Source organism: Burkholderia sp. AU32262 (genome assembly GCF_020419985.1).
GTDB lineage: Bacteria > Pseudomonadota > Gammaproteobacteria > Burkholderiales > Burkholderiaceae > Burkholderia > Burkholderia semiarida.
Map to the genome: position 1 here is coordinate 192,888 of NZ_JAIZRS010000008.1, position 22,105 is coordinate 214,992.

Here is a 22,105-nt window from a genome sequence, read left to right on the forward strand (position 1 = left end):
TGTGCGTCACTTCAGGAACACGTAGCGCGCGAAGTACGGGAAGCGGCCGACCGCATGCTCGGTCGTGCACGTCGCGGCCGGCGGCGTGCCGCCCGCCGTGTCGAGCCGCTGCACGAAGCGCACGCCGGCGAGCGTGCCGGTTGCGGCCGGCGTCGCCGCGAGCAGCAGTTGCGGAACGCTGGCCGCGCTTGCGCTCGGCATTTCCGCGAGCTTCTTGCCGGTAATGCGGCTGCCGTCGAGCGCTTCCCACGACGGCCCCGCGCCGTGCCGCACGACGAGCGTGCCGTTTTCATCGAACAACGTCGCCTCCGGGCGCTTGAAGGCCCACGCGAGCCGGTGGTCGGCATCGTATTCGCACGAATAGATCTGCACGCCGGTCGCGGTGGTCGCCAGCACCGGCGTGGCCGGCGCCGGCGGCGCGAGGCCGGCAGCCTCGTCGGCGTGTGCGGGCGCGGTAAAAGCCGCCAGGGAAAGACCGGCCGCAAGGGCCAGCAGCATGTCGCGTGTCGGGGATCGGCTTGGCATGACGGGGCGTCCTTTCAGGTCGGGTGACGGTCGTACGACATCGATCCCGTCAACGTTAGACGCCGATCGCACAGGCTGCAATGCGGAAATGACAATCGCGGCGATAGTCGCCGCGATCGCCGAAGGAGCGGACCCGCGATCAGCGGATCGCGACCGGGTTGATGTTGACCTGCGTCGAGCCGACGTACAGCGGCTGGCCGAGCACGAACAGGAATTCCCATGCCTTGTCGCGCACCAGCGCGCGGCTGTCGATCAACTCCAGGTTGTAGATGCCGCGCTTCGCGAGCATGTACTGGTTGACCGGGAATTCGTCCCGCGTGTGCGGATTCGGATAGACCTCCGACGCCCACGTGTCGCCGCCGAACGCGACGATTCCCTGATCGGCCAGCCACTTCGCCGCTTCCATGCCGATGCCGGGCTCGACGTCGAGGAACTGCTTGTCGTCCTTGCCGATCAGCTCGAGCCAGCCGGTGTTGAACAGCACGACGTCGCCCTTGCGCAGCGTCAGCCCCTGCTGCTTCAGCACGGCCTGGATGTCGGCGACCGTGAATTCGGTGCCTCCCGGCACGATCGGCTTGCCGTAGCGGGCGGTCATGTCGAGCACGACGCCGCGCGTGACGATCGGCGGCACCTTCTCGACGCCGAGCTTCTTCACGCCGTCGATGGTCACGAAATCGGCCGCCCGGTTGCCGTTGTAGTACACGTTGTCGATGCCGATGTGGCCGATGCCGTTGAGCTGCGTGCCGACGCCGGTCCACGCGTTGACGAGTTCGTCGTTGAACGTGAACTTGTTCGGGCCGAGGCTCTTGCCGGCCTGCTGGCCGACCTGCACGTTGTACAGCCGGAAGCTGCGATGGCGGAACGCCGGCAGGTGCTTGTCCACCGGCACGGCCAGCGGATAGGTCTTGCCGGCCTTCACGAGGCCGACCGCGTGCTTGACGACGTCGGGCGTCAGCAGGTTGGCCGCGCCGATTTCGTCATCGGCGCCATAGACGGACGGATACCAGTCGGCCGCCGCGGCCGACGCGGCGGCGTGGGCAGCGTGCGCGGCCGCGAACGGCAGGATCGCGGCGAGCACGAGCCGGGCGAGCGTTGCTTTCATTCGGGGCTCCTGTCGCGCGTTACGCCGCGGCTTGCGCGAGCGTCGGGTAGTCGGTCAGGCCGTGGGCGCCGCCGCCGAACAGCGTGTTGCGATCATGCGGCGCGAGCGCGGCGCCGGTGCGCAGCCGCTCGGGCAGGTCGGGGTTCGCGACGAACGGGCGGCCGAATGCGACGAGGTCGGCCCAGCCGGCGGCGATCGCTTCGCGTGCGCGCTCGGCGGTGTACGCGCCGGCATAGATCAGCACGCCCGGGAACGCGGCGCGCAATTGCTGCTTGAAGGCGACCGGCATCAGCGGCGCGTCGTCCCAGTCGGCTTCCGCGATGTGCAGGTAGCCGACGCCGAGTTCGCCGAGCAGCTTCGCGGCGGCGAGGTAGGTCGTTTCCGGGTCGTCGTCGACGCAGCCGTTCAGCGTGGTCAGCGGCGCGAGGCGGATGCCGACGCGCGACGCGTCGCCGGTCCCTTCGATCAGCGCCTGCGTGACTTCGCGCAGGAAGCGCAGCCGGTTCTCGAGCGAGCCGCCGTACTGATCGGTGCGCGTGTTCGCGTTCGAGTCGATGAACTGGTTCACGAGGTAGCCGTTCGCGCCGTGCAGCTCGACGCCGTCGAAGCCGGCCTCGATCGCATGGCGGGCGGCGGTCCGATATTGACCGACGATCTCGCGGATCTCGTCGACCGACAGCGCGCGCGGCTCGGAGGCCTGCACGAAGCCGGGCGTGCTGCCGTCCTCGCCGGCGATGAACACGTTCACGCCCTTCGCCTGGAGCGGGGACGACGACACGGGTTGCGCGCCGCCGAGCAGGCTCGTGTGGCTCAGTCGGCCGACGTGCCACAGCTGCGCGAAGATGCGGCCGTGCGCGGCATGCACGGCGTCCGTCACCTTGCGCCAGCCGGCGACCTGCGACGGCGTGTGAATGCCGGGCGTCCACGCGTAGCCCTTGCCGAGCGGCGCGATATAGGTGCCTTCGCTGACGATCAGGCCCGCACTCGCGCGCTGCGCGTAGTACGCGGCCATCAGTTCGTTGGCTTCGTCGCCGGGCTGGCTCGCGCGCGAACGCGTCATCGGCGGCATCACGATGCGGTTCGGCAGCGTCAGCGCGCCGAGTCGCAGCGGTTGGAAAAGCGGGTCCTGGGTCATGGTGAATTCCTGTCGGTGCCGCGGCCGGCGGGCTGCGGACGGGTCATGTCGGATGAAGGTGCGGCGCGCTCAGTCCCACTGCGGCGCGAGGCCGGCCGGGTCGACTTCGCGGCCGTTGCGCTCGAGCGCGGCGATCTGCGCCATGTCTTCGTCGGTCAGGCGCAGCGTCTGCGCGAGCAGATTGCTCGCGAGGTTCTCGCGCTTGGTGGACGACGGAATCACCGAGTAGCCGAGCTGCAGCGCCCAGGCGAGCGCGACTTGCGCCGGCGTCGCGTCGTGACGCTGCGCGATCGCGCCGATCACCGGATCGCCGAGCACCTTGCCGTACGCGAGCGTCATGTACGACGTCACGTGAATGCCTTCGGCGTTCAGGAACTCGACCAGCTTGCGGTTCTGCAGGTACGGGCTCAGTTCGATCTGGTTCGTCGCGATCGCGTCCTTGCCGACGGCCGCGATCGCTTCCTTCGTCAGCGCGATGTTGAAGTTCGAGATGCCGATCTGGCGCGTGAGGCCCTTCGCCTTCGCGTCCGCCAGCGCGGTCATGAACGCGTCGATCGACACGCCGTTGCCGGGGGCCGGCCAGTGGATCAGCGTCAGGTCGACATAGTCGGTGCGCAGCTTGCGCAGGCTTTCCTCGAGGCTGGCCGCCAGCTTGTCCGGCGCGTAGTTGTCGACCCAGATCTTCGTCGTGAGGAACAGGTCGTCGCGGCGCACGCCCGACGCGGCGATCGCTTCGCCGACTTCTGCTTCGTTGCCGTAGATCTGCGCGGTGTCGATCGCGCGGTAGCCGACTTCGAGGCCGTTGCGGACCGAGTCGACGACGACCTGGCCTTGCAGGCGGAACGTACCGAGGCCGAAGGCCGGAATCTTGCTCATCGTGTGCTCCTGGAAGAGGGGAACGGTTGCGGTATGCGAATCATTCTGGCGCTTGAGACTGATGAAATAAACGCCTTTAGAGGTCAAAAATATTTGACTTCAAATCAAATATTGAACGTGTCGCGGGCGCGTGCGGGCCGTGGCGGCCTTATGCGACGCGCGCCTGCGGATCCGTGATCGAATGGAACGCCGGCAGCACGTCCGATGCGATCTCGGCCATCGTCTCGTCGAGCGGCCGCCGGTTGCGGCGGAAATGCAGGCCGATGTGCCGCACGCCCGCATCGCGCATCGCCGCGAGTTCTTCCGTCAGCGCGATGCGTCCCGCGCGCGCGCCGAAGCGGTGCCGCTGCAGCGGTTCGTGCGGATCTTCCGCGAGGTCGAGGTGGATGAAGCTCACGTACGGCTTGTCGCCGGCCACCGCACGCCAGTTCGCGGCGCGCTGCGCGTGGTCGGCCGGCGTGCCCGGATACGCGAGGCAGCCGTCCATGTGCTCGCCGATCCACGCGGGCGTCTGCTGCGCGAGGCCGGCGACGAGCAGCGGCACCGGCGAGCGCGCGGCGGGCAGCACTTCCAGGCCGGGCGGCAGATGCCCGCGTGCACCGTCGCGCAGCAACGCGATCTGGTCGCGGAAGTTCGCGCCGCGCGACGCGAATTCGCGGCCGAACAGCGGATATTCGACCGGCCGGTCGCCGCTCGCGACGCCGAGCAGCAGGCGCCCGCGGCTCAGTTCCTGGATCGTCGCGGCCGATTTCAGCGTCAGCAGCGGTTCGCGCAGCGGCAGCACGACGGCGGCCGTGCCGAGCAGGATGTCGCGCGTGATGCCGGCGAGGTAGCCGAGATACGAGAACGTTTCGAACACCTGCGCGGCGTCGCCGAACGACGGGTCGTACAGCGGCACGTCGCGCACCCAGAGCGCGCGAAAGCCGAGCGTGTCGGCCAGTTGCGCGAGCTCCGCGTGGATTTCCAGGTCCGGCACGCCGGGGTGGCGGCCGTCATGCCGGCGTTTCGCGTTGCCGGACGCGGTCCAGTCGTTGTCGAGCGGCAGTTCGACGCCGATGCTGAAGCCGCCGGCGGCGAGCTTGTCGAGAGAGGGGGACATGATCGGGTTGCTCCGTTCAGACCGCGCGCAGGCTGCCGTCGAGCCGGTAGAAGTCGAGCGACGCCGCGGTGAAGAACGAGCGCGACGTGCCGGCGGCGAAGTCGTCGACATGCACGACGGTGGCGCGATCGGCTTCCTGCCACGAGATCGCGTAAGTCTCGCCGGCCACGCGCTGCCACGTGTATTCGACTTCACCTTTCGCGCCCGCATACGGGCCTTCGGTGATCTCGTAGCGCATATGAAGGCCGTCCTCGTCGTACGCGTTGAGCGCGGTGAGGCCGTCGTAGCGGACTTCGAATGTCTTGCCGGCGAACGGCGGACGTTGGGTCGATGCGTTCATGCTGGTGGCTCCTGTGAAAAGGTGACGTTCAATGCGCGAGTTCGACGGGTTCGGCCGTGCGTTCCGGCAGCCCGTGGCGGCGGTCGAGACGGCCGCTCAACGCGGTGAGTGCAAACGCGCCGAGCGTGACGACGGCGGCGATCCACGGGGTGTGGCCGAGGCCGACGTTCGCGACGATCAGGCCGCCGAGCGACGAGCCGCCGGCCACGCCGAGGTTGAAGGCGGCGATGTTGAAACCCGATGCGACGTCGGCGGCGTCCGGCGCGAAGTGGCGCGCCTGCTTGACGACGTACACCTGCAGCCCCGGCACGTTGCCGAACGCCACGGCGCCCCACGCGAGCATCGTCAGCACCGCGAGCCATTTCACGTGGATCGTGAAGGTCAGCGCGAGCAGCACGATCGCGAGCAGCAGGAAGATCCGCTTGAGCGCCTTCACGGGGCCGACGGCGTCCGCGAGCTTGCCGCCCCACACGTTGCCGACCGCGACCGATACGCCGTAGCCGACCAGCACGAGGCTGACCTGCGACGGCGTGAAGCCGGCGATCTGTTCGAGCAGCGGCGCCATGTACGTGAACGCGATCAGCGAGCCGCCGTAACCGACCGCCGTCATCGCATAGACGAGCAGCAAGCGCGGCTGGGCCAGCACGCGCAACTGGCGGGCGAGGGGGGCCGGCGGCGTCTGCGGCAGCGCGCGCGGCACGAAGGCGACTGCGCCGACGAATGCGACGAGGCCGAACAGCGCGACGATCAGGAACGTCGCGCGCCAGCCGAAGTGCTGGCCGATGAAGGTGCCGAGCGGAATGCCGGCGACGAACGCGACGGTCATGCCGCTGAACATCGTCGCGATCGCGCTGGCGGCCTTCTCCTTCGGCACGAGCGTGGTCGCGATGATCGAGCCGACCGAGAAGAACACGCCGTGCGCGAGGCCGGTGAGCACGCGTGCGACGATCAGCGATTCGTAGCCCGGCGCCTGCCATGCGACGAGGTTGCCGACGGTGAAGAGCGCCATCAGCCCGGCGAGCAGCGCCTTGCGCGGCACGCGGCCGGTGAGCGCGGTGAGCAGCGGCGCGCCGATGGCGACGGCCAGCGCGTACAGGCTGACGAGCAGGCCGGCGGACGGCAGGCTGACGCCGAGGTCGGCGCCGATCGTCGGGATCAGCCCGACGATCACGAATTCGGTGGTGCCGATGGCAAAGGCGCTGATGGTCAGCGCAAGCAACGCGAGTGGCATGACGGGATCCGGGTTTCAGTAGGAATGGATCGCAGTGTGCCGGCTTTACTTTTGCTGAAAAACTCGTCTATAAACCAAATTGTTTTGATTTCAACTCAACAATGAAGACCACCCTCGACGAACTCCAGGCCTTTACCGCCGTGGTCGATACCGGTTCGATCACGGCGGCCGCGCAGCAGCTCGACCTCACTGTGTCGGCGACGAGCCGCACGCTCGCGCGGCTCGAGGAAAAGCTCAAGACCACGCTGCTGCGCCGGACCACGCGCCGGCTCGAACTGACCGAGGAAGGGCGCGCGTTCCTGCAGGACGCGCGCGCGATCATCGAATCGGTCGAGAACGCGGAGGAGCAGATGCTCGCGCGGCGCGAGATGCCGTCCGGGCGCCTGCGCGTCGACGCCGCGACGCCGTTCATGCTGCACGTGATCGTGCCGCTCGTGCGCGGCTACCGCGAGCGCTTCCCGAAGGTCGAGCTGGAACTGAACAGCAACGAGGGCATCACCGATCTGCTGGAGCGGCGCACCGACGTCGCGGTCCGGATCGGCCGGCTGAAGGATTCGACGCTGCACAGCCGGCGCATCGGCAACAGCCGGCTGCGCATCCTCGCGAGCCCCGCGTATATCGAAGCGCATGGCCAGCCGCGCAAGGTCGAGGATCTCGACAAGCACACGCTGCTCGGCTTCACGCAGCCCGAATCGCTGAACGTATGGCCGATCCTCGGCACGGACGGCGAAGCGTACCGCATCGAGCCGGACGTGTATTCGTCGAGCGGCGAAACGCTGCGGCAGCTTGCGCTGGAGGGCACGGGTGTCGTCTGCCTGTCCGATTTCGTGACCGCGCAGGATCGCGATGCGGGGCGGCTGGTGCAGGTGCTCGCGCGCCAGACGCTCGACGTTCAGCAGCCGATTCACGCGGTGTACTACCGCAATACCGCGATCTCGTCGCGGATCGCGTCGTTCGTCGACTATCTGATCGAGGTGCTGGGCGGCGGCAGCGGCGGTGACGGGCGGGCGCGGCGCAAGGCTGCGTGGATGGAGCCGCAGTAGCGACGCAGGGCAGGCGGCGCTGCCCTTCGGGAGCCGGCGTGCCGCGCGTCGGCACGCCGTCGTGCTGCGATTACGCCTCTTCGGCCCACGACATCCCGTCGCGCGCGAGCAGCGCCGACGAGGCCGCGGGCCCGAACGTGCCGGCCGTGTACAGGCGCGGCCGGTCGCCGAGCTGCTTCCAGCCGTCGAGGATCGGCTCGACCCACGACCACGCGGCTTCGAGCTCGTCGCGGCGCATGAAATGCGTGAGGCGGCCGCGGATCACGTCGATCAGCAGCCGTTCGCACGCTTCCGCGCGCCGTTCCGGAATCGCCTGCTGCAGGTCGAGGTTCAGGCTCACCGGCACCATGTTCATGCCGCTGCCCGGCTCCTTCGCGAGCATCTGCAACTGGATCGACTCTTCCGGCTGGAGCTGGATCACGAGGCGGTTGCCGTAATTGCGCGGGCCGGTCGGGATGATCGAGAACGGCATGTCCGCGAACTCGATCACGATTTCCGACTGGCGGCGCTGCAGCCGCTTGCCGGTGCGCAGGAAGAACGGCACGTTCGCCCAGCGCCAGTTGTTGATGTGCGCGCGCAGCGCGACGAAGGTTTCCGCGCGGCTGTCCGCCGGCACGTTGTCTTCCTCGAGATAGCCCTTGACCGGCTGGCCGTCGACCGCGCCGGCCGTGTACTGGCCGCGCACCGTGTCGCGCGCGACGTCCGACAGCGACATCGGCCGCAGCGAGCGCAGCACCTTCAGCTTCTCGTCGCGCACCGCGTCCGGGTCGAGCGACACGGGCGGCTCCATCGCGACGATGCACAGCAGTTGCAGCAGGTGGTTCTGCACCATGTCGCGCAGCGCGCCGGTATGGTCGTAGAAGCCCGCGCGGCTGCCGACGCCGACCGTTTCCGCGACCGTGATCTGCACGCTGCGGATGTTCGGCGCCTGCCACAGCGGCCCGAAGATCGGGTTGCCGAAGCGCAGCACCATCAGGTTCTGCACGGTTTCCTTGCCGAGATAGTGGTCGATCCGGTAGATCTGCGATTCCTCGAAGTGCTTGCCGACCGCGTCGTTGATCGCCTTCGCGGAAGCGAGATCGTGGCCGAGCGGCTTTTCGAGGACGACGCGCGAATGCGCGTCGACGAGGTGCGCGGCCGACAGGTTGTCGCAGATCGTCGTGAACAGCTCCGGCGACGTCGACAGGTAGAACACACGCACGGCCTCGCCGCGCGCCGCTTCGGCGAGCCGCTGGTAGTCGTCCGGCGCGTTCACGTCGATCAGCACGTACTTGAACAGGTCGAGGAAGCGGGCCCACGCGTCGGCGTCGAACGCCTTCGCGTCGATGAACGGGCGCGACTGCTCGTCCATGAACTTGCGATAGCCGTCGATGCCCCAGTCGCGGCGGCCGACGGCGATGATGCGCGTCTCGGGCGGAAGATTGCAGTGCAGGTGCGCCATGTACAGCGCGGGCAACAGCTTGCGGGCGGCCAGGTCGCCGCCGCCGCCGAAAATGATCATGTCGACGGGCCGGTCGGCCGCGGTCTGGGAAGGCTGATTCGTCATGGGAGGTTCGCGGTTTGAAACGGTGAACGTGAAACGAACGTCGAGGGCATCGGGCGCCGGTTGGCCGGCGCCGGTACGGCAAAACGCTAATAGTGCACCGTTTTGATGGTTTGCGTCTGTGTTCGCGCGATGTAACGGGGCTTGCATTTTCGATGATGGGTCGATTATGATTGAGCGCTCACTCATTAAAGGAATCGACCGTGGCCCGACCGCGCAGTCCCGACAAGCACGAAGCCATCCTCGCGGCGGCCGCGCGCGCGCTCGCCGAGGACGGCGCGAGCGCGACCACCGCGCGCATTGCGCGGCTTGCCGGCGTGGCGGAAGGCACGGTGTTCACGTACTTCGAGACCAAGGACGCGTTGTTGAACGCGCTGTACGTGAGCCTGAAGGCCGACATGCGCGAAGCGATGATGACCGGGTTTCCGGAACATGCGCCGGCCGAGCAGGCGGTGCGGCATGCGTGGAACGGCTATGTGTCGTGGGGCGTCGCGAATCCGGACGGACGGCGCGCGCTGCGGCAGTTGGGCGTGAGCGGGCGCATCGACGATGCGCATCGGGCCGCGGGCTCGGAAGGCTTCGGCGGGATCGGCGCGCTGCTGCGCGAACAGGTCGCCGCGTCGGGCGCGTTGAGCCGCGACGAAGCGCATGCGTTCTGCTCGGCGTTGTTTACGTCGATCGCGGAAACGGCGATGGAGTCGATCGCACGCGATCCGGCGCGGGCCGATGCCTACCGGGAAGCGGGGTTTCGCGCGATGTGGGCCGTGTTGCACGCGGTGTGAGTCTAGTATTCGCGTCGTGGCGGCATGTGCCGCGGCGACGGCGGCGCGTTTCAGGCAGGACGACGCAGGTCACGAACGATCGATGCGTCGCCCATATTAATGAGTGAGTAATCATTCATTTTGGTGGTTTCATCACGATCAAGGAGTGGAAAATGTCGAAAGTCTGGTTGGTAACGGGAGCCGCGCGCGGCCTCGGTCGCGCCATTTCGGAAGCGGTGCTGGCAGCGGGGGACCGGCTGGTGGCCGGCGCGCGCGATCCCGCGCGGCTGGCCGATCTGGCCGAACGGTATGGCAACCGGCTGCTGCCGGTCGAACTCGACGTCACCGACGAAGCGGCGGCCGCGCAAGCCGTCGCGGCGGCGCGCGCGGCGTTCGGCCGTATCGACGTGCTGGTGAACAACGCGGGCTACGGCCACACGGCGCCGTTCGAGCAGATGAGCGCCGAAGCCTTCCGCGACCAGATCGAAACGAACCTGTTCGGCGTGGTCAACCTCACGCGCGCGGTGCTGCCGACGATGCGCGCGCAGCGCGCGGGGCACATCTTCCAGGTGTCGTCGGTCGGCGGGCGTACGGCGACGCCCGGACTGTCCGCATATCAGGCCGCGAAGTGGGCGGTCGGCGGATTCAGCGACGTGCTCGCGAAGGAAGCCGCGCCATTCGGCGTGCGCGTGTGCACGCTCGAACCGGGCGGCATGCGCACCGACTGGGCCGCGCAGGCGAAGCGCGACATCGACGATCTGCTGCCCGACTATCAACCGTCGGTCGGGAAGATCCTCGACCTGCTCGGCGCGTATGGCGGCCACGAGATCGGCGATCCCGCCCGGATCGCGGCGCTGATCGTCGACCTGTCGCGCCGCGACGACGTGCCGCTGCGCCTGCTGCTCGGCGGCGATGCGCTGTTCGTCTGCGAGCAGGCGGAACGGCAGCGCGCGGAAGAGGCGGCGCGGTGGCGGGACGCCACGCTGTCCACGCAGTTTCCGGATGCGGTGCTGCCGGACGGGCTGCGGGCGTTGAAGGAAATTGGCTGAGCCGGGCGGTTCGTTGCCGGCGGCATCGACATGGCGCCGGAGCGCATGCTCTGGGGCACCGACTGGCCGCACCCCACGCAGAAGACGGACAAGCCCGACGATGCAAACATGCTGGACGTGATCGCGGGCTGGATCGGGCGTGCGGACTGGCAGCAACGGATATTCGTCACCAATCCCGCGAAGCTGTACGGATTCGCATAGCGCGGGGAGGATGTCGCGAAACTTGAAGCCGCCAACAAAACGATGTCCCCCGCAATCGGGGGATACGTTTGAAGGCGGACGGTGCAAGCACCCACGCGGTCGTGCTCATAACGCAAGGCCCATTCCACCTGATACCCGCTTCGACGATCTGGTACGGGTTGCGACGGCGACTTCGCTCGCCATCGAAAAAGACGGCAACCCAAAACCGCGTATCGCTTATCCGATCGGCCTGTTCTTCGATGGTATCGCCTGGCGTCGATGCACTTCGCGTGCCATCTCAGAGAATCGACCGGTAGGTGCCGCCCTCGACGCGCACCGCGGCGCCATTGGATGCCGCACCCAAAGGACTGGCGAGCAACGCCACCATCGCGGCAATCTCGTCGGCCTCGATCATGCGGGCAATCAGCGAGCTCGGACGATACGTGTCGAAGAAGTGCGATTCGATTTCCGCATCGGTCATACCGGGCCGTGGCGCGGTTTGCCGAAGATATGCGACGATGCCTTCGGATCGCGTGGCGGATGGCAGTACGCTGTTGACGGTCACGCCGGTTCCCTTCGTCAGTTCGGCCATTCCGCGCGAAACCGCGAGTTGAGCCGATTTGCTGACACCGTAGTGCACCATGTCCGGCGGCGTGAAGGCGCCGACTTCGCTGGACATGAAAATCACTCGCCCCCAGTTCTTCGCGAGCATGCGAGGAAAGTAATGACGCGACAGCCTGACACCCGACATCACGTTGACGTCGATCATTCGCAGCCAGTCGTCATCGGTGATCTCCGCGAACGGCTTGGCTTCGTAGTAGCCGAGATTGTTCACGAGAATATCCGTGTCCGGCTGTGCATCGATCAGCTCCGCGACGCCTCGGTCGCCGCTCACGTCGGCGACGACGCCGCGTACGCTGCCGCGCGGCGCGGCAGCGCAGAGCTCCGCGACGGCTGCGTCGAGCTTGTCTCGTTGCCGCCCCGTGATCGTGACCGCGACGCCTTCCGCGGCCAACGTTCGCGCGATGGCCATGCCGATGCCGGCAGTGGCACCGGTGACGATCGCAGTTTTTCCTTCAAGTTGCAGATCCACGGTTTGCTTCTCCTTTACTCATCGAGTAACCGGCATTGCCGGTCGATTGCACGGCATGACTACTTGAGCCGCTTCAGCATTTCGCCGGCGACGTCCAGCGCCGACGCCGGATTCTGTCCGGTGATCAATTCACGGTCGGTGACCATGTGCGCGGTAAACGGCACCGCGTTGCTGCTGTAGATTCCACCCGCGCGTTGCAATGCAGTCTGCGGATAGAACTTCATCGCGCCGCCGCCGAGCAGCCCTTTGGCTTGCTCTTCTTCCGCGTTGCTGATCACCGTCATCCGGTAGCCGGCGTAGATCCATTTCGTGTCGCCATCGCCCGCGTTTCCCGCCGCGAGCTTTCGTACAAAGCCCGGCGCATCGGGCAGCGTCGACAGCAGCGCAATCGGGCCGTGGCAAACGAGCGCCGTGGTCTTGCCGCGCGCGTGAAAGTCGGCCAGCAATCTGCCCACGGCGGCACTGGTCGACAGGTCCTGCATCGGCGCATGGCCGCCGGGAACATAGACGGCATCGAAGTGCGCGTAGCCGATCTGCTCCACCCGCGACAGGCTGATCACCGGGGAATGCGTGCGCGACGTGATTTGTAGCCGGTCGAGCAAGGCCCGATAGTCGCGCATCGCGTTGTCGTCGCCGTTGAAGTACATCTTGTCGGCCGACGTGACGTCCAGCGTCGGCGCCTTGCCCTCCGGCGTGGCGAAGGTCACCTGATGGCCGGCATCGAGCAGCGCCTTCACGGGCTGCATCAGCTCGTTCAGGTAGAAGCCCGTCGCGAAGACCTTGTCATCCTTCAGGTCGAGGTGATCGGAATCCGACAACACCACGAGCACGTTGGCCGCGTGAGCGCCGCACGCGGCAATGCCGAGCATTGCCGCAACGGCGAGCTTGCGCATCGAATACATCGTTTTCTCCATCGGGAAGGTTCAAGCTTGTCGTGAACGGGCGAGCAACAGATGACGCATCGCGGCGCCCACGCCGGCGGCCGACTGCGGGTTCTGGCCAGTCACGAGCCGTCCGTCGACGACGACCTTGGCGGTCCAGTTCGGCACGGGATGGTGAAGTGCGCCGCGCTGCTTCAAGGTGCTCGCGAGCAGGAACGGGACGACGCGATCGAGCTGGACCTCCCGTTCTTCCTCGTCCGTGAAGGCGCTCAGATTCTTGCCGGCGACGAGATATGTACCGTCGCCGAGCTTCACGTCGACCAGTGCGGCCGGCCCATGACACACCGCGCCGACCACCCCACCCGCGTCATGGATGTCGCGGGTCACTTTCTGCACGTCGGGATTGCCCGGAAAGTCCCACATCGCGCCGTGGCCGCCGGCAAAGAAGACAGCGGCATACTTCGACGCATCGACGTCGCCCAGCCGCTGCGTGTGGCGGAGCGCGTCGCGGAAATCGCGGTCGTTCCAATAGCGCGCATTGATTTCATCGGTCAGGTCGAGCCCGTCGACCGGCGGTTCGCCGCCCTGAATCGATGCGAATTCGACGGGAATGCCGGCCGCGTGCAGTTCAGCCAGCGGATGAGTCACTTCGCCGAGATAGAAACCGGTCGGCTCGCCGGTTGAGCCTTTCTTCGCGTGGCTCGTGAGTACGAATAGAACCTGCAGATGCTGCCGCTCGCGATGTTCGCCATTCATGCTGTGCTCCTGGATTTCAACGGGTGACTCGACGATGCAGTCACGACGCACGCACTTTATTTGGCTCATCGATGAAGATAAACTGGCGCGAAAGTAAAGCTTTTGTTCTTTGGAGGACAAGATGGCGCGTAAATTCGACCATCTCGGTGACGTGGAAGCGTTCGTGACGGTGGTCGAAAAAGGCTCGATGACTGCCGGTGCGGTCGCATTGGGGAGCACGCCTTCCGTGTTGAGCCGGGCCATCACACGTCTGGAGGCCCGGCTGGGCACGCAGTTGCTGCGTCGTTCCACGCGGCGGTTGAGCCTGACGGAGCACGGCAGGCTCTATCTGGAGCAATCGCGCGCGGCGTTTTTGCTGATCGATGACGCCGAGCGGGCCATTCAGGGGCACGGCGGTACGTTGACGGGCCATGTCCGGCTGAGCGTACCGACGACGTACGGGCACTATCGTCTGCCGCCGCTGCTTCGACGGTTCACGCGAGAACACCCGCACGTTCGCGTGGAGTTGAACATCGCGAACCGGAACGTGGATCTCGTGGCCGAAGGTTTCGACCTGGCGATCCGTCTGGGCGAATTGCCGGACAGCGGTCTGGTCGCGCGCAAGCTCGAGGATGCGGCGCTGTGCCTTGTCGCGTCGCCCGAGTACGTCGCCCACGCCGGCACGCCCGGAAACGTGGCCGACCTGGAGCACCATCTTTGTTTGCCGTTCATGCTGCCCAGCAGCGGCCGTATCGCGCCCTGGGTATTCCGTGACGGCGATCGCGACATCGATTGGCTGCCGGCTTCGAACGTCGCGGTGTCCGACGACGTGCTCGGTGTCGTGTCGATGGCGCAGAGTGGCGCCGGTATCTGCCAGACCTATGACTTCATCGTCCAGGATCGGATCCGGGCCGGAAATCTCGTCGAGGTATTGCCCCATCTGCGCGGGCGCACACGGCCGTTTTCAGTCGTCTACGCACCGCATCGCCGCCTGTCGGCCGCGTCCCGCACCTTGATCGACATGTTGGTCGCGTCGACGGGCGAGGCTTGAAGCGATTGCGATACGTTCTGCGCTGTGGCACGCGGTGGAAGGGCCGGCGCCACGGTCGTCCAATGCCAGCGTCCCGTTCCGTCGGTAACTGGTCCGTGTTGACGCTGTATGTTGACGTCAACGGAACGTGGGACGTCAACATGGCGACTGGACGACCGAAGGCGGAACTCGTGCTGAATGAAGACGAGCGTTGCGAGGTGACGCATTGGCGAGCTACAAAGATGGCTGCTTACCGCCGGCGCCGAGCGTCGAGGCGACATCTTTACCTCGCGAACGGTGACAGTTTCATTTTTGTTCTACGGCTCGCGGCCTCATGAATATCTGATGCGTAGGCGCATCGTGCGTGCACGGCTGCTGCTGCTCGAATCGCGCGCCTTGTGCGGCGCGCGCCGGGAGAAAAACAAGTCAACGTACCGACGCAACGAGGATAACGATGAATTCCGCGACTGACGTGATGGCGGTGGATCCATGGAAGCAGACGCTGGGTCTGCTTCTCCAATTGTGCCGAAGCGACGATGCGCGATCGTTCGCGTCTTCGAGCGAGTCGTTGAGTGCACACCGGACGGAACGTCGGTTGCGCCTGCGGACGACCGCCGCGGAGCGGCGGACCGTCTCGGTGAGGTTCGTCGACCGCGTGAGCGCGACAGCGGTAACGATGGCATGGCACGATTCGACGCATTGTTCGTATGGTGATCAGGCGTGGCATGCAACCCGCGCTCGCACCAGCGCGGTGTGTGCGATCAGCGGCCGGTCGGTCCTGCCCGGTGACGCCGTCTATCAGCCCCGTGGCCGCCCAAGGCCGCTCAATGCCGACGCGATGATCCTTGCGTCGGCGCTCCACGAAGCGGAAGAGAATCGTTGATGTCTACGAGACTTGGGCAAGCTTCGTTCGGACGGGATTTCGGTTACGGGCGTTTCAGCGATGCGTGAGGAAGCCATAGCCGGATCTAATCGAAAGCCGTACCCGTATCTGACCGAAAGCCACGGTTGTGACCCGTCAGGCCGCGTTAACCCTGATTAAAATACGTTATCACGGTGAAAAATTCCGCATCTTATTGAACCGATATCGGCTCGATATAGTGGCTCGCTTTCCCGCACGCCTCGCCCGGCGTGCGCAGACGAACGGCAGGAGCCCCTTGATGACCACCGATACCCGATTCACCGAAGTCGAGGATCTGATGCCCGCCGCCGGCGGGCTGCGCGAGATCCGTCACCACATCCATCACCATCCGGAACTCGCATACGAAGAGCACGACACGGCCGCGCTCGTCGCGGACAAGCTCGAGCAATGGGGCTGGCAGGTGACGCGCGGCGTCGGCAAGACGGGCGTCGTCGGCACGCTGCGCGTGGGCGACGGCGCGCGCAGCATCGGCATTCGCGCGGACATGGATGCGCTGCCGATCGTCGAGGCGACCGGCCTGCCGTATGCGAGCGGCACGCACGGCAAGATGCACGCATGCGGCCACGACGGCCATACGACGATGCTGCTCGGCGCCGCGCAGCATCTCGCGAAGACGCGCAACTTCTCCGGCACCGTACACCTGTATTTTCAGCCGGCGGAGGAGCACGGCGTCGACAGCGGCGCGAAGAAGATGATCGACGACGGCCTGTTCGAGCGCTTCCCGTGCGACGCCGTGTTCGGCATGCACAACCATCCGGGCGCGGCGCCGGGCGTGTTTCTCACGCGGCGCGGCCCGTTCATGTCGGCGGGCGACAAGGCGATCATCACGATCGAAGGCGTCGGCGGCCATGCGGCGCGGCCGCACCTGACGGTCGATCCGGTCGTCGTCGCGGCGAGCATCGTGATGGCGCTGCAGACGATCGTCGCGCGCAACGTCGACCCGTCGCAGCCGGCGGTCGTCACGGTCGGCTCGATGCACGCGGGCACCGCGAACAACGTGATTCCGAACGGCGCGCGCCTCGAACTCAGCGTGCGTTCGTTCAGCCCGGAAGTGCGCGCGCTGCTCAAGCGCCGCATCACCGAGCTGGCCGAAACGCAGGCCGCGAGTTACGGCGCGACCGCGAACGTCGAATACATCGAAGGCTATCCGGTCGTCATTAATTCGGATGCCGAAACCGACTTCGCGGCTCAAGTCGCACGCGAACTCGTCGGCGATGCGCACGTGGTCGAGCAGACCGACCTGCTGATGGGCAGCGAGGATTTCGCGTTCATGCTGCAGCAGCGGCCGGGCTCGTTCGTGCGGCTCGGCAACGGCGAAGGCGAGGACGGCTGCATGGTGCACAACCCGAAATACGACTTCAACGATCGCAACCTGCCGATCGGCGCGGCGTTCTGGACGCGCCTCGTCGAGCGTTACCTCGGGCAGTGATCGCGGCGGCGGCGTGCGGCCGGCGCTTCCGGCTGCTTTGACAGGAGAGGATAGCGATGCAGAAAGAGCATCTCGCGCTGCACCCCGCGTCGACGGGCGCCGTCGAAGGCGATGCGCGCGGCGCGCCTGCCGTCACGCGACGCGGCGCGATCGCCGCGGCCGTGATCGGCAACTGGCTGGAATTCTTCGACTTCACCGTGTACGGCTTCTTCGCGGTGCTGATCGGCAAGCTGTTCTTCCCGTCGAGCGACCCGACCACGTCGCTGCTGCTGTCGGTCGCGACCTTCGCCGCCGGCTTCTTCACGCGGCCGCTCGGCAGCGTCGTGCTCGGCGTCTACGCGGACCGCAAGGGGCGCAAGGCCGCGCTGAACCTGACGATCATGCTGATGGCGCTCGGCACCGGGCTGATCGCGATCGCGCCGACCCATGCGCAAGTGGGCGTGGCCGCACCGCTGCTCGTCGTGTTCGCGCGGCTGTTGCAGGGCTTCTCGCAGGGCGGCGAATTCGGCGCGGCGACGTCGACGCTGCTCGAACAGGGCGGCACGTCGCGCCGCGGGTTCCGCGCGAGCTGGCAGCTCGCGACGCAGGGCGGCGCCGCGCTGATGGGCTCCGGGTTCGCGGCGCTGCTGTCGAACACGATGACGAAGGACGCGCTGGAAAGCTGGGGCTGGCGGCTGCCGTTCCTCGTCGGCGTGCTGATCGCGCCGGTCGGGATGTTCTTGCGTCGCCGGCTCGCGGACGACGCGCCCGGCGACCGTCATCACGGCATCGAGCGCGGCGTGCTGCACGAACTGTTCTCGAAGCACACGCGCACGGTGGTGCTGCTGATGCTCACGGTAATGGGCGGCACGGTGTCGACCTACATCCTGACCTTCTACATGCCGACCTACGCGATTCATACGCTCGGCCTGCCGATGAAGCTGTCGATGTTCGTCGGCGTCGCGTCGGGCTGCGTGATGCTGGTCACGTGCCCGCTGTTCGGCTGGCCGTCGGACAAGCTCGGCAGCCGGCGCCTGCCGATCTTCGTCGGCCGCGGCGTGCTGGTCGCGCTGCTGTTTCCGGCGTTCTGGCTGATGAACCATCATCCGACGCTGTCGGTGATCCTGCCGCTGACCGCGCTGATGCTGTTGTTCTATTCGCTCGGCTCGGCGTCGGAAATGGCGCTGATGTGCGAGTCGCTGCCGCGCCACGTGCGCGCGACGGGCATCTCGATCGCGTATGCGCTCGCGGTGACGATCTTCGGCGGCACCGCGCAACTGATCGCGACGTGGCTCGTGAAGACGACCGGCAGCAAGCTCGCGCCGGCCGGCTACGTGGCCGCATGCGTGGTGCTGTCGCTGATCGCGGTTGCGATGCTGCGCGAGACGGCGCGCGAATCGCTGGACTGACGCGCGATGCGGGTGGCGGCGCGGCCATGCGCGCCTACCGTCCGCGCACCGCTGGATCGCGGAGCAGTATTTCGATTTCAACCCGTACGGCGACTGAGCGCCGCGCTGGCTCGTTCTCCCGATTCCCCTTTTCATCGGTTCAGGATCATCGATGCAGATTCGCACCACGCCGCTCCTGTCGCCGTCGATCGGCACGCAGCGCACGCTGACGAGCTTTCATTTCGGGCCGGCCGACTGCGGCCGCAAGATCTACCTGCAGGCCGCGCTGCACGGGGACGAGACGCCCGCGATGCTTGCCGCGGTCATGCTCAAGCAGCGCCTCGCGCAACTTGACGCCGAAGGCCGGCTCGCGGCCGAAATCGTGCTCGTGCCGGTGGCCAACCCGGTCGGCCTCAATCATCATCTGCTCGGGCAGTTCATCGGCCGGTTCGATCTCGCGACCGGCCGCAACTTCAATCGCGGCTTCCTGCCGCTCGCGGAGATCGCCGCACGTGCGCGCGACCGGCTGGGCGACGACGGCGTGCGCAATCGCGCGATCGTGCGCGAATGCGTCGGCGCGGCGCTCGATGAAATCGCGCCGCGCACCGAATTCGATGCGCTGCAGCTTGCGCTGCTGAAACTGTCGCACGACGCCGACGTCGTGATCGACCTGCATTGCTCGCTCGAAGCGGTGATGCACGTGTACACGAGCGACACCGCGTGGCCGGACGTGGAGCCGCTCGCGCGTTATCTCGGCGCGGAGGTGTCGCTGCTCGCGGAGGATTCGGGCGGGAATGCGTTCGACGATGCGCATCATCTGCTGTGGTCACGGTTGCGCGCGCATTTGCCGTCCGGCACGCCGATGGCGGCGGGTACCGTGGCCGTGACGGTCGAGTGTCGCGGCCAGCGCGACGTGACGTACGACTACGCGCGCCGCGACGCCGGCGCGCTCGTCGACTATCTCGTCTGGTGCGGCGCGGTGCGCGGCGAACGCGCGCCGCTGCCGCCGCTGGCCGCGCCGGCCACGCCGCTCGCGGGCAGCGAGCAGTTTTACGCGCCGGTGAGCGGGATTCTCGTGCACCGTGCGCCGATCGGCGCGATGATCCGCGCCGGCGATCCGCTGTTCGACATCGTCGATCCGCTGACGGATGCGGTCACGACGATATCGAGCGCGACCGACGGCGTGTTCTACATGCAGCGCGCGATCCGCTTCGTGACGGCCGGGGCGCCGCTCGGGCGCGTGACGGGCACGGTGCCGGTGCGAAAGGGGGTGCTGCTGGGGGCGTGACGACGCCGTGTCCGACGGATTCGGAGCGCAATTTCGTTCCCGTCAAATTGATCGGACGCGCGCGCGCCCGTAAATTGAGCGACGCGGAGTTCGCTCCGTGTTTTGCAAGAAGGATGTTGCAGAGCGATTGGAGTTTTCGCGGGCGGCCTGTGTCGCCCGTTTTTTTATGCGCGCGTTGCAGTTCTTACTGACGCTTCATCACGGCGCTCGACCGCGCGACGGGCACGGTGTCGATGCGAACAAGCATGGTGCTCTGCATGCGGGCAATGTGGTGCCCTACGCGCGGACCGCGATTTCGTTTGTGTCGGATAGACCGAACGTTACCTCATCACTGAATTGTGCCCCCGGGGTAACCCCACCGGCAACAGGACGCTTTCCATGACAACTGCAAAAAAAGCTGTCGTGCCGGCCGGCTATGCCGGCGTCCATGGCAGCATTGTCGAATTGCTCGAGGCCGCCCGCCATGCGGCCGCCCGCAAGGTTAATGCGCTGATGACGGCGAGCTATTGGGAAATTGGTCGCCGCATCGTCGAGGCCGAACAACAAGGGCGGCGGCGTGCAGGATACGGCGAGCAGTTGATCGAGCGGCTGGCGAACGATCTCACCGAACGGTTCGGTCGTGGGTTCAGTCGTCAGAACTTGCAGCAGATGCGGTCGTTCTTTCTGACTTGGCCAATTCGCCAGACAGTGTCTGGCGATTCTTCCCCGGCACAGGTACAGCCGAGAAGGCTCGACGAACTGGCGCAGTTGTTCACGCTACCGTGGTCGGCCTACGTGCGGCTGCTGTCGGTCAAGGACGACCAGGCGCGCCGGTTCTACGAGGCTGAAGCGCTGCGTGGCGGATGGAGCGTGCGGCAACTCGACAGACAGATCGGCAGCCAGTTCTACGAACGCACGGCGCTGTCCAGGGACAAGGCGTCGATGCTGGTCAAGGGCGACGCACGCAAGCCGGCGGACGACATCACACCCGACGATGCGATCAAAGACCCGTATGTGCTGGAGTTTCTGAATCTGAAGGACGAGTATTCGGAGTCCGACCTTGAAGCCGCCCTGATCGAGAGACTGGAAGATCTTCTGATCGAGCTCGGCGACGGGTTTGCCTTTGTTGGGCGGCAGCGCCGGCTGCGTATCGACCAGACCTGGTATCGCGTGGACTTGCTGTTCTTCCATCGCCGGCTGCGCTGTCTTGTCATCGTCGACTTGAAACTCGGCGGCCTGACCCATGCGGATGTGGGCCAGATGCACTTGTATTGCAACTACGCCAAGGCGCACTGGACGCTTCCCGACGAGAACCCGCCCGTCGGTCTGATTCTCTGTGCCGACAAGGGCCAGGCGCTTGCCCGGTATGCGCTGGAGGGCTTGCCAACCAAGGTCATGGCGGCAAACTATCGAACCATGCTGCCGGACGCCGAGTTGCTGCAACGAGAGTTGGAGAACACGCGGCGCATGCTGGAATCTCGCGTCAGGCCGCCGCGGAGATAACGCGCGTGCCGGTGCGTGCGGCCGCGTCGGCCTGACGGAGGCAGGCGCTTCTTATTGGACCGACGTCTTTATCGGCGCGGTGTTGAAGGCGATACCGGCCGGAAGTGTCACGCCGCCGACGCGGGCGTGACGGCCCGCGCTCACCCCCGCCGCGCCACCAGTTCCGATACCGTCTGCGCGGCCTGCTGCAGCGGGCCGAGAAACTCCTTCACCATCTGCTTCGCGGTATGCCGCTGCGCGTTGCCGCTGATGTTCATCGCGGCGATGATCTGCCCGCGCCGGTTGCGGATCGGCGCGGACAGCGACATCAGCCCCACCTCGAGTTCCTGATCGACCACGGCCCAGCCCTGCTGGCGCACCTGCGCGATCGTCGCCTTCAGTTCGCCGATGTCGGTGATCGTGCGCGGCGTGTGCGCGCGGATGCCGCTCTGCGCGAGCGTTTCGTCGAGCGCCGCGTCGTCGAGCGCGGACAGCAGCACGCAGCCCATCGACGTGCAGTACGCGGGCAACCGGCTGCCGATCGACAGGTTGATCGTCATGATCTTGCGGGTCGGCACGCGCAGCACGTAGACGATCTCGGTGCGGTCGAGCACCGCGGCCGAACAGCTTTCGTGGATCTGTTCCGACAGTTGCTCCATCACCGGATCGGCGAGATTCCAGAACGGCATCGACGTCAGGTACGCGAAGCCGAGCTCGAGGATCTTCGGCGTGAGCCGGAACAGCCGGCCGTCGGCCTCGACGTAGCCGAGCGTCTGCAGCGTGAGCAGGATCCGGCGCGCGCCCGCGCGCGTGAGGCCGGTGGCCGACGCGACCTCGGTGAGCGTCTGCTCCGGGCGCGCCGCGTCGAACGCGCGGATCACCGCGAGGCCGCGCGCGAACGACTGTACATAGGAATCGCCGGGTTTCGTCTGAATATCGTCGGTTGTCATGAGGGCCTGGAATGTCGTGCAGCCGAGAAGATAGCGCATGGGGCCCGACACGCCAACCGCCCGGC

General features: G+C 66.6%; 21 protein-coding genes and 1 pseudogene. 10 read left to right on the top strand and 12 right to left on the bottom strand.

From position 1 onward, the window contains the following. Nucleotides 1-6: 6 nt before the first annotated feature. The 7 genes from LGN10_RS12455 to LGN10_RS12485 form a co-directional block, all read right to left on the bottom strand. Nucleotides 7-525: a DUF3455 domain-containing protein gene (locus LGN10_RS12455; protein WP_059581967.1), complete on the bottom strand. Its 519-nt coding sequence runs from the start codon at nt 523-525 to the stop codon at nt 7-9. A gap of 139 nt (nt 526-664) precedes the next feature. Beyond that, complete coding sequence (locus LGN10_RS12460) at nt 665-1,627, bottom strand: cyclase family protein (protein ID WP_226223593.1); 963 nt, start codon at nt 1,625-1,627, stop codon at nt 665-667. A gap of 19 nt (nt 1,628-1,646) precedes the next feature. Continuing rightward, on the bottom strand, nt 1,647-2,762 hold the full coding sequence (locus LGN10_RS12465) for an alkene reductase (protein ID WP_059581972.1): 1,116 nt from the start codon (nt 2,760-2,762) through the stop codon (nt 1,647-1,649). Nucleotides 2,763-2,831: 69 nt separating this feature from the next. Beyond that, the gene (dkgB, locus tag LGN10_RS12470; RefSeq protein WP_059581975.1) at nt 2,832-3,638 is read right to left on the bottom strand and encodes a 2,5-didehydrogluconate reductase DkgB; all 807 of its coding nucleotides are present in this window, start codon (nt 3,636-3,638) and stop codon (nt 2,832-2,834) included. Nucleotides 3,639-3,786: 148 nt separating this feature from the next. Next, nucleotides 3,787-4,737 (bottom strand): LLM class oxidoreductase, encoded by a 951-nt coding sequence (locus LGN10_RS12475; RefSeq protein WP_226223594.1) that lies wholly within the window; start codon nt 4,735-4,737, stop codon nt 3,787-3,789. A gap of 16 nt (nt 4,738-4,753) precedes the next feature. After that, entirely contained in the window at nt 4,754-5,077 is a 324-nt protein-coding gene (locus LGN10_RS12480; RefSeq protein WP_059641514.1) for a MoaF-related domain-containing protein, read from the bottom strand. A gap of 28 nt (nt 5,078-5,105) precedes the next feature. Beyond that, the gene (locus LGN10_RS12485) at nt 5,106-6,308 is read right to left on the bottom strand and encodes an MFS transporter (protein WP_059581982.1); all 1,203 of its coding nucleotides are present in this window, start codon (nt 6,306-6,308) and stop codon (nt 5,106-5,108) included. A 101-nt stretch (nt 6,309-6,409) separates the two neighbouring features. Here LGN10_RS12485 and LGN10_RS12490 point away from each other — a divergent pair, with 101 nt between their 5' ends. Next, nucleotides 6,410-7,351, top strand: coding sequence for a LysR family transcriptional regulator (locus LGN10_RS12490; RefSeq protein WP_059581985.1), 942 nt, complete (start codon nt 6,410-6,412; stop codon nt 7,349-7,351). 70 nt (nt 7,352-7,421) lie between these two features. Here LGN10_RS12490 and zwf read toward each other — a convergent pair whose 3' ends face one another. Then, nucleotides 7,422-8,897 (bottom strand): glucose-6-phosphate dehydrogenase, encoded by a 1,476-nt coding sequence (zwf, locus tag LGN10_RS12495; protein ID WP_226223596.1) that lies wholly within the window; start codon nt 8,895-8,897, stop codon nt 7,422-7,424. Between the two features lie 200 nt (nt 8,898-9,097). Here zwf and LGN10_RS12500 point away from each other — a divergent pair, with 200 nt between their 5' ends. The 3 genes and pseudogenes from LGN10_RS12500 to LGN10_RS12510 all read left to right on the top strand — a co-directional run. After that, nucleotides 9,098-9,676 carry a TetR/AcrR family transcriptional regulator gene (locus tag LGN10_RS12500; protein ID WP_226223602.1) on the top strand — a complete coding sequence of 193 codons (579 nt, stop codon included), beginning with the start codon at nt 9,098-9,100 and terminating at the stop codon, nt 9,674-9,676. Between the two features lie 152 nt (nt 9,677-9,828). Then, nucleotides 9,829-10,704, top strand: coding sequence for an SDR family NAD(P)-dependent oxidoreductase (locus LGN10_RS12505; RefSeq protein ID WP_059581993.1), 876 nt, complete (start codon nt 9,829-9,831; stop codon nt 10,702-10,704). Between the two features lie 24 nt (nt 10,705-10,728). Further along, a pseudogene (locus LGN10_RS12510) lies at nt 10,729-10,905 on the top strand (amidohydrolase family protein); the annotation flags it as partial. A gap of 277 nt (nt 10,906-11,182) precedes the next feature. Here LGN10_RS12510 and LGN10_RS12515 read toward each other — a convergent pair. The 3 genes from LGN10_RS12515 to LGN10_RS12525 are packed head-to-tail and all read right to left on the bottom strand — an operon-like array spanning nt 11,183 to nt 13,614. Beyond that, entirely contained in the window at nt 11,183-11,977 is a 795-nt protein-coding gene (locus tag LGN10_RS12515) for an SDR family NAD(P)-dependent oxidoreductase (RefSeq protein WP_104013319.1), read from the bottom strand. 59 nt (nt 11,978-12,036) lie between these two features. Beyond that, nucleotides 12,037-12,879: a type 1 glutamine amidotransferase domain-containing protein gene (locus LGN10_RS12520; RefSeq protein ID WP_059582205.1), complete on the bottom strand. Its 843-nt coding sequence runs from the start codon at nt 12,877-12,879 to the stop codon at nt 12,037-12,039. A gap of 21 nt (nt 12,880-12,900) precedes the next feature. Continuing rightward, on the bottom strand, nt 12,901-13,614 hold the full coding sequence (locus LGN10_RS12525) for a type 1 glutamine amidotransferase domain-containing protein (protein WP_226223713.1): 714 nt from the start codon (nt 13,612-13,614) through the stop codon (nt 12,901-12,903). 121 nt (nt 13,615-13,735) lie between these two features. Between LGN10_RS12525 and LGN10_RS12530 the strand changes: the two genes are divergently transcribed. The 6 genes from LGN10_RS12530 (at nt 13,736) to LGN10_RS12555 (ending at nt 21,111) form a co-directional block, all read left to right on the top strand. Next, nucleotides 13,736-14,644, top strand: a complete 909-nt coding sequence (locus tag LGN10_RS12530) for a LysR family transcriptional regulator (protein WP_059582208.1) — start codon at nt 13,736-13,738, stop codon at nt 14,642-14,644. Nucleotides 14,645-15,077: 433 nt separating this feature from the next. Further along, nucleotides 15,078-15,506, top strand: a complete 429-nt coding sequence (locus LGN10_RS12535; protein WP_226223604.1) for a DUF3331 domain-containing protein — start codon at nt 15,078-15,080, stop codon at nt 15,504-15,506. Nucleotides 15,507-15,783: 277 nt separating this feature from the next. Beyond that, the gene (locus tag LGN10_RS12540) at nt 15,784-16,974 is read left to right on the top strand and encodes a M20 aminoacylase family protein (RefSeq protein ID WP_059582001.1); all 1,191 of its coding nucleotides are present in this window, start codon (nt 15,784-15,786) and stop codon (nt 16,972-16,974) included. Nucleotides 16,975-17,030: 56 nt separating this feature from the next. Then, the gene (locus LGN10_RS12545) at nt 17,031-18,362 is read left to right on the top strand and encodes an MFS transporter (RefSeq protein WP_226223606.1); all 1,332 of its coding nucleotides are present in this window, start codon (nt 17,031-17,033) and stop codon (nt 18,360-18,362) included. Nucleotides 18,363-18,513: 151 nt separating this feature from the next. Beyond that, entirely contained in the window at nt 18,514-19,629 is a 1,116-nt protein-coding gene (locus tag LGN10_RS12550; protein ID WP_226223607.1) for a succinylglutamate desuccinylase/aspartoacylase family protein, read from the top strand. Nucleotides 19,630-20,007: 378 nt separating this feature from the next. After that, a complete protein-coding gene (locus tag LGN10_RS12555; RefSeq protein WP_226223615.1) occupies nt 20,008-21,111 on the top strand; it encodes a PDDEXK nuclease domain-containing protein in 1,104 nt (367 codons plus the stop codon). 140 nt (nt 21,112-21,251) lie between these two features. Here the strand turns inward: LGN10_RS12555 and LGN10_RS12560 are convergent, their stop codons facing one another. Further along, nucleotides 21,252-22,040, bottom strand: coding sequence for an IclR family transcriptional regulator (locus LGN10_RS12560; RefSeq protein WP_226223617.1), 789 nt, complete (start codon nt 22,038-22,040; stop codon nt 21,252-21,254). Nucleotides 22,041-22,105 lie beyond the last annotated feature (65 nt).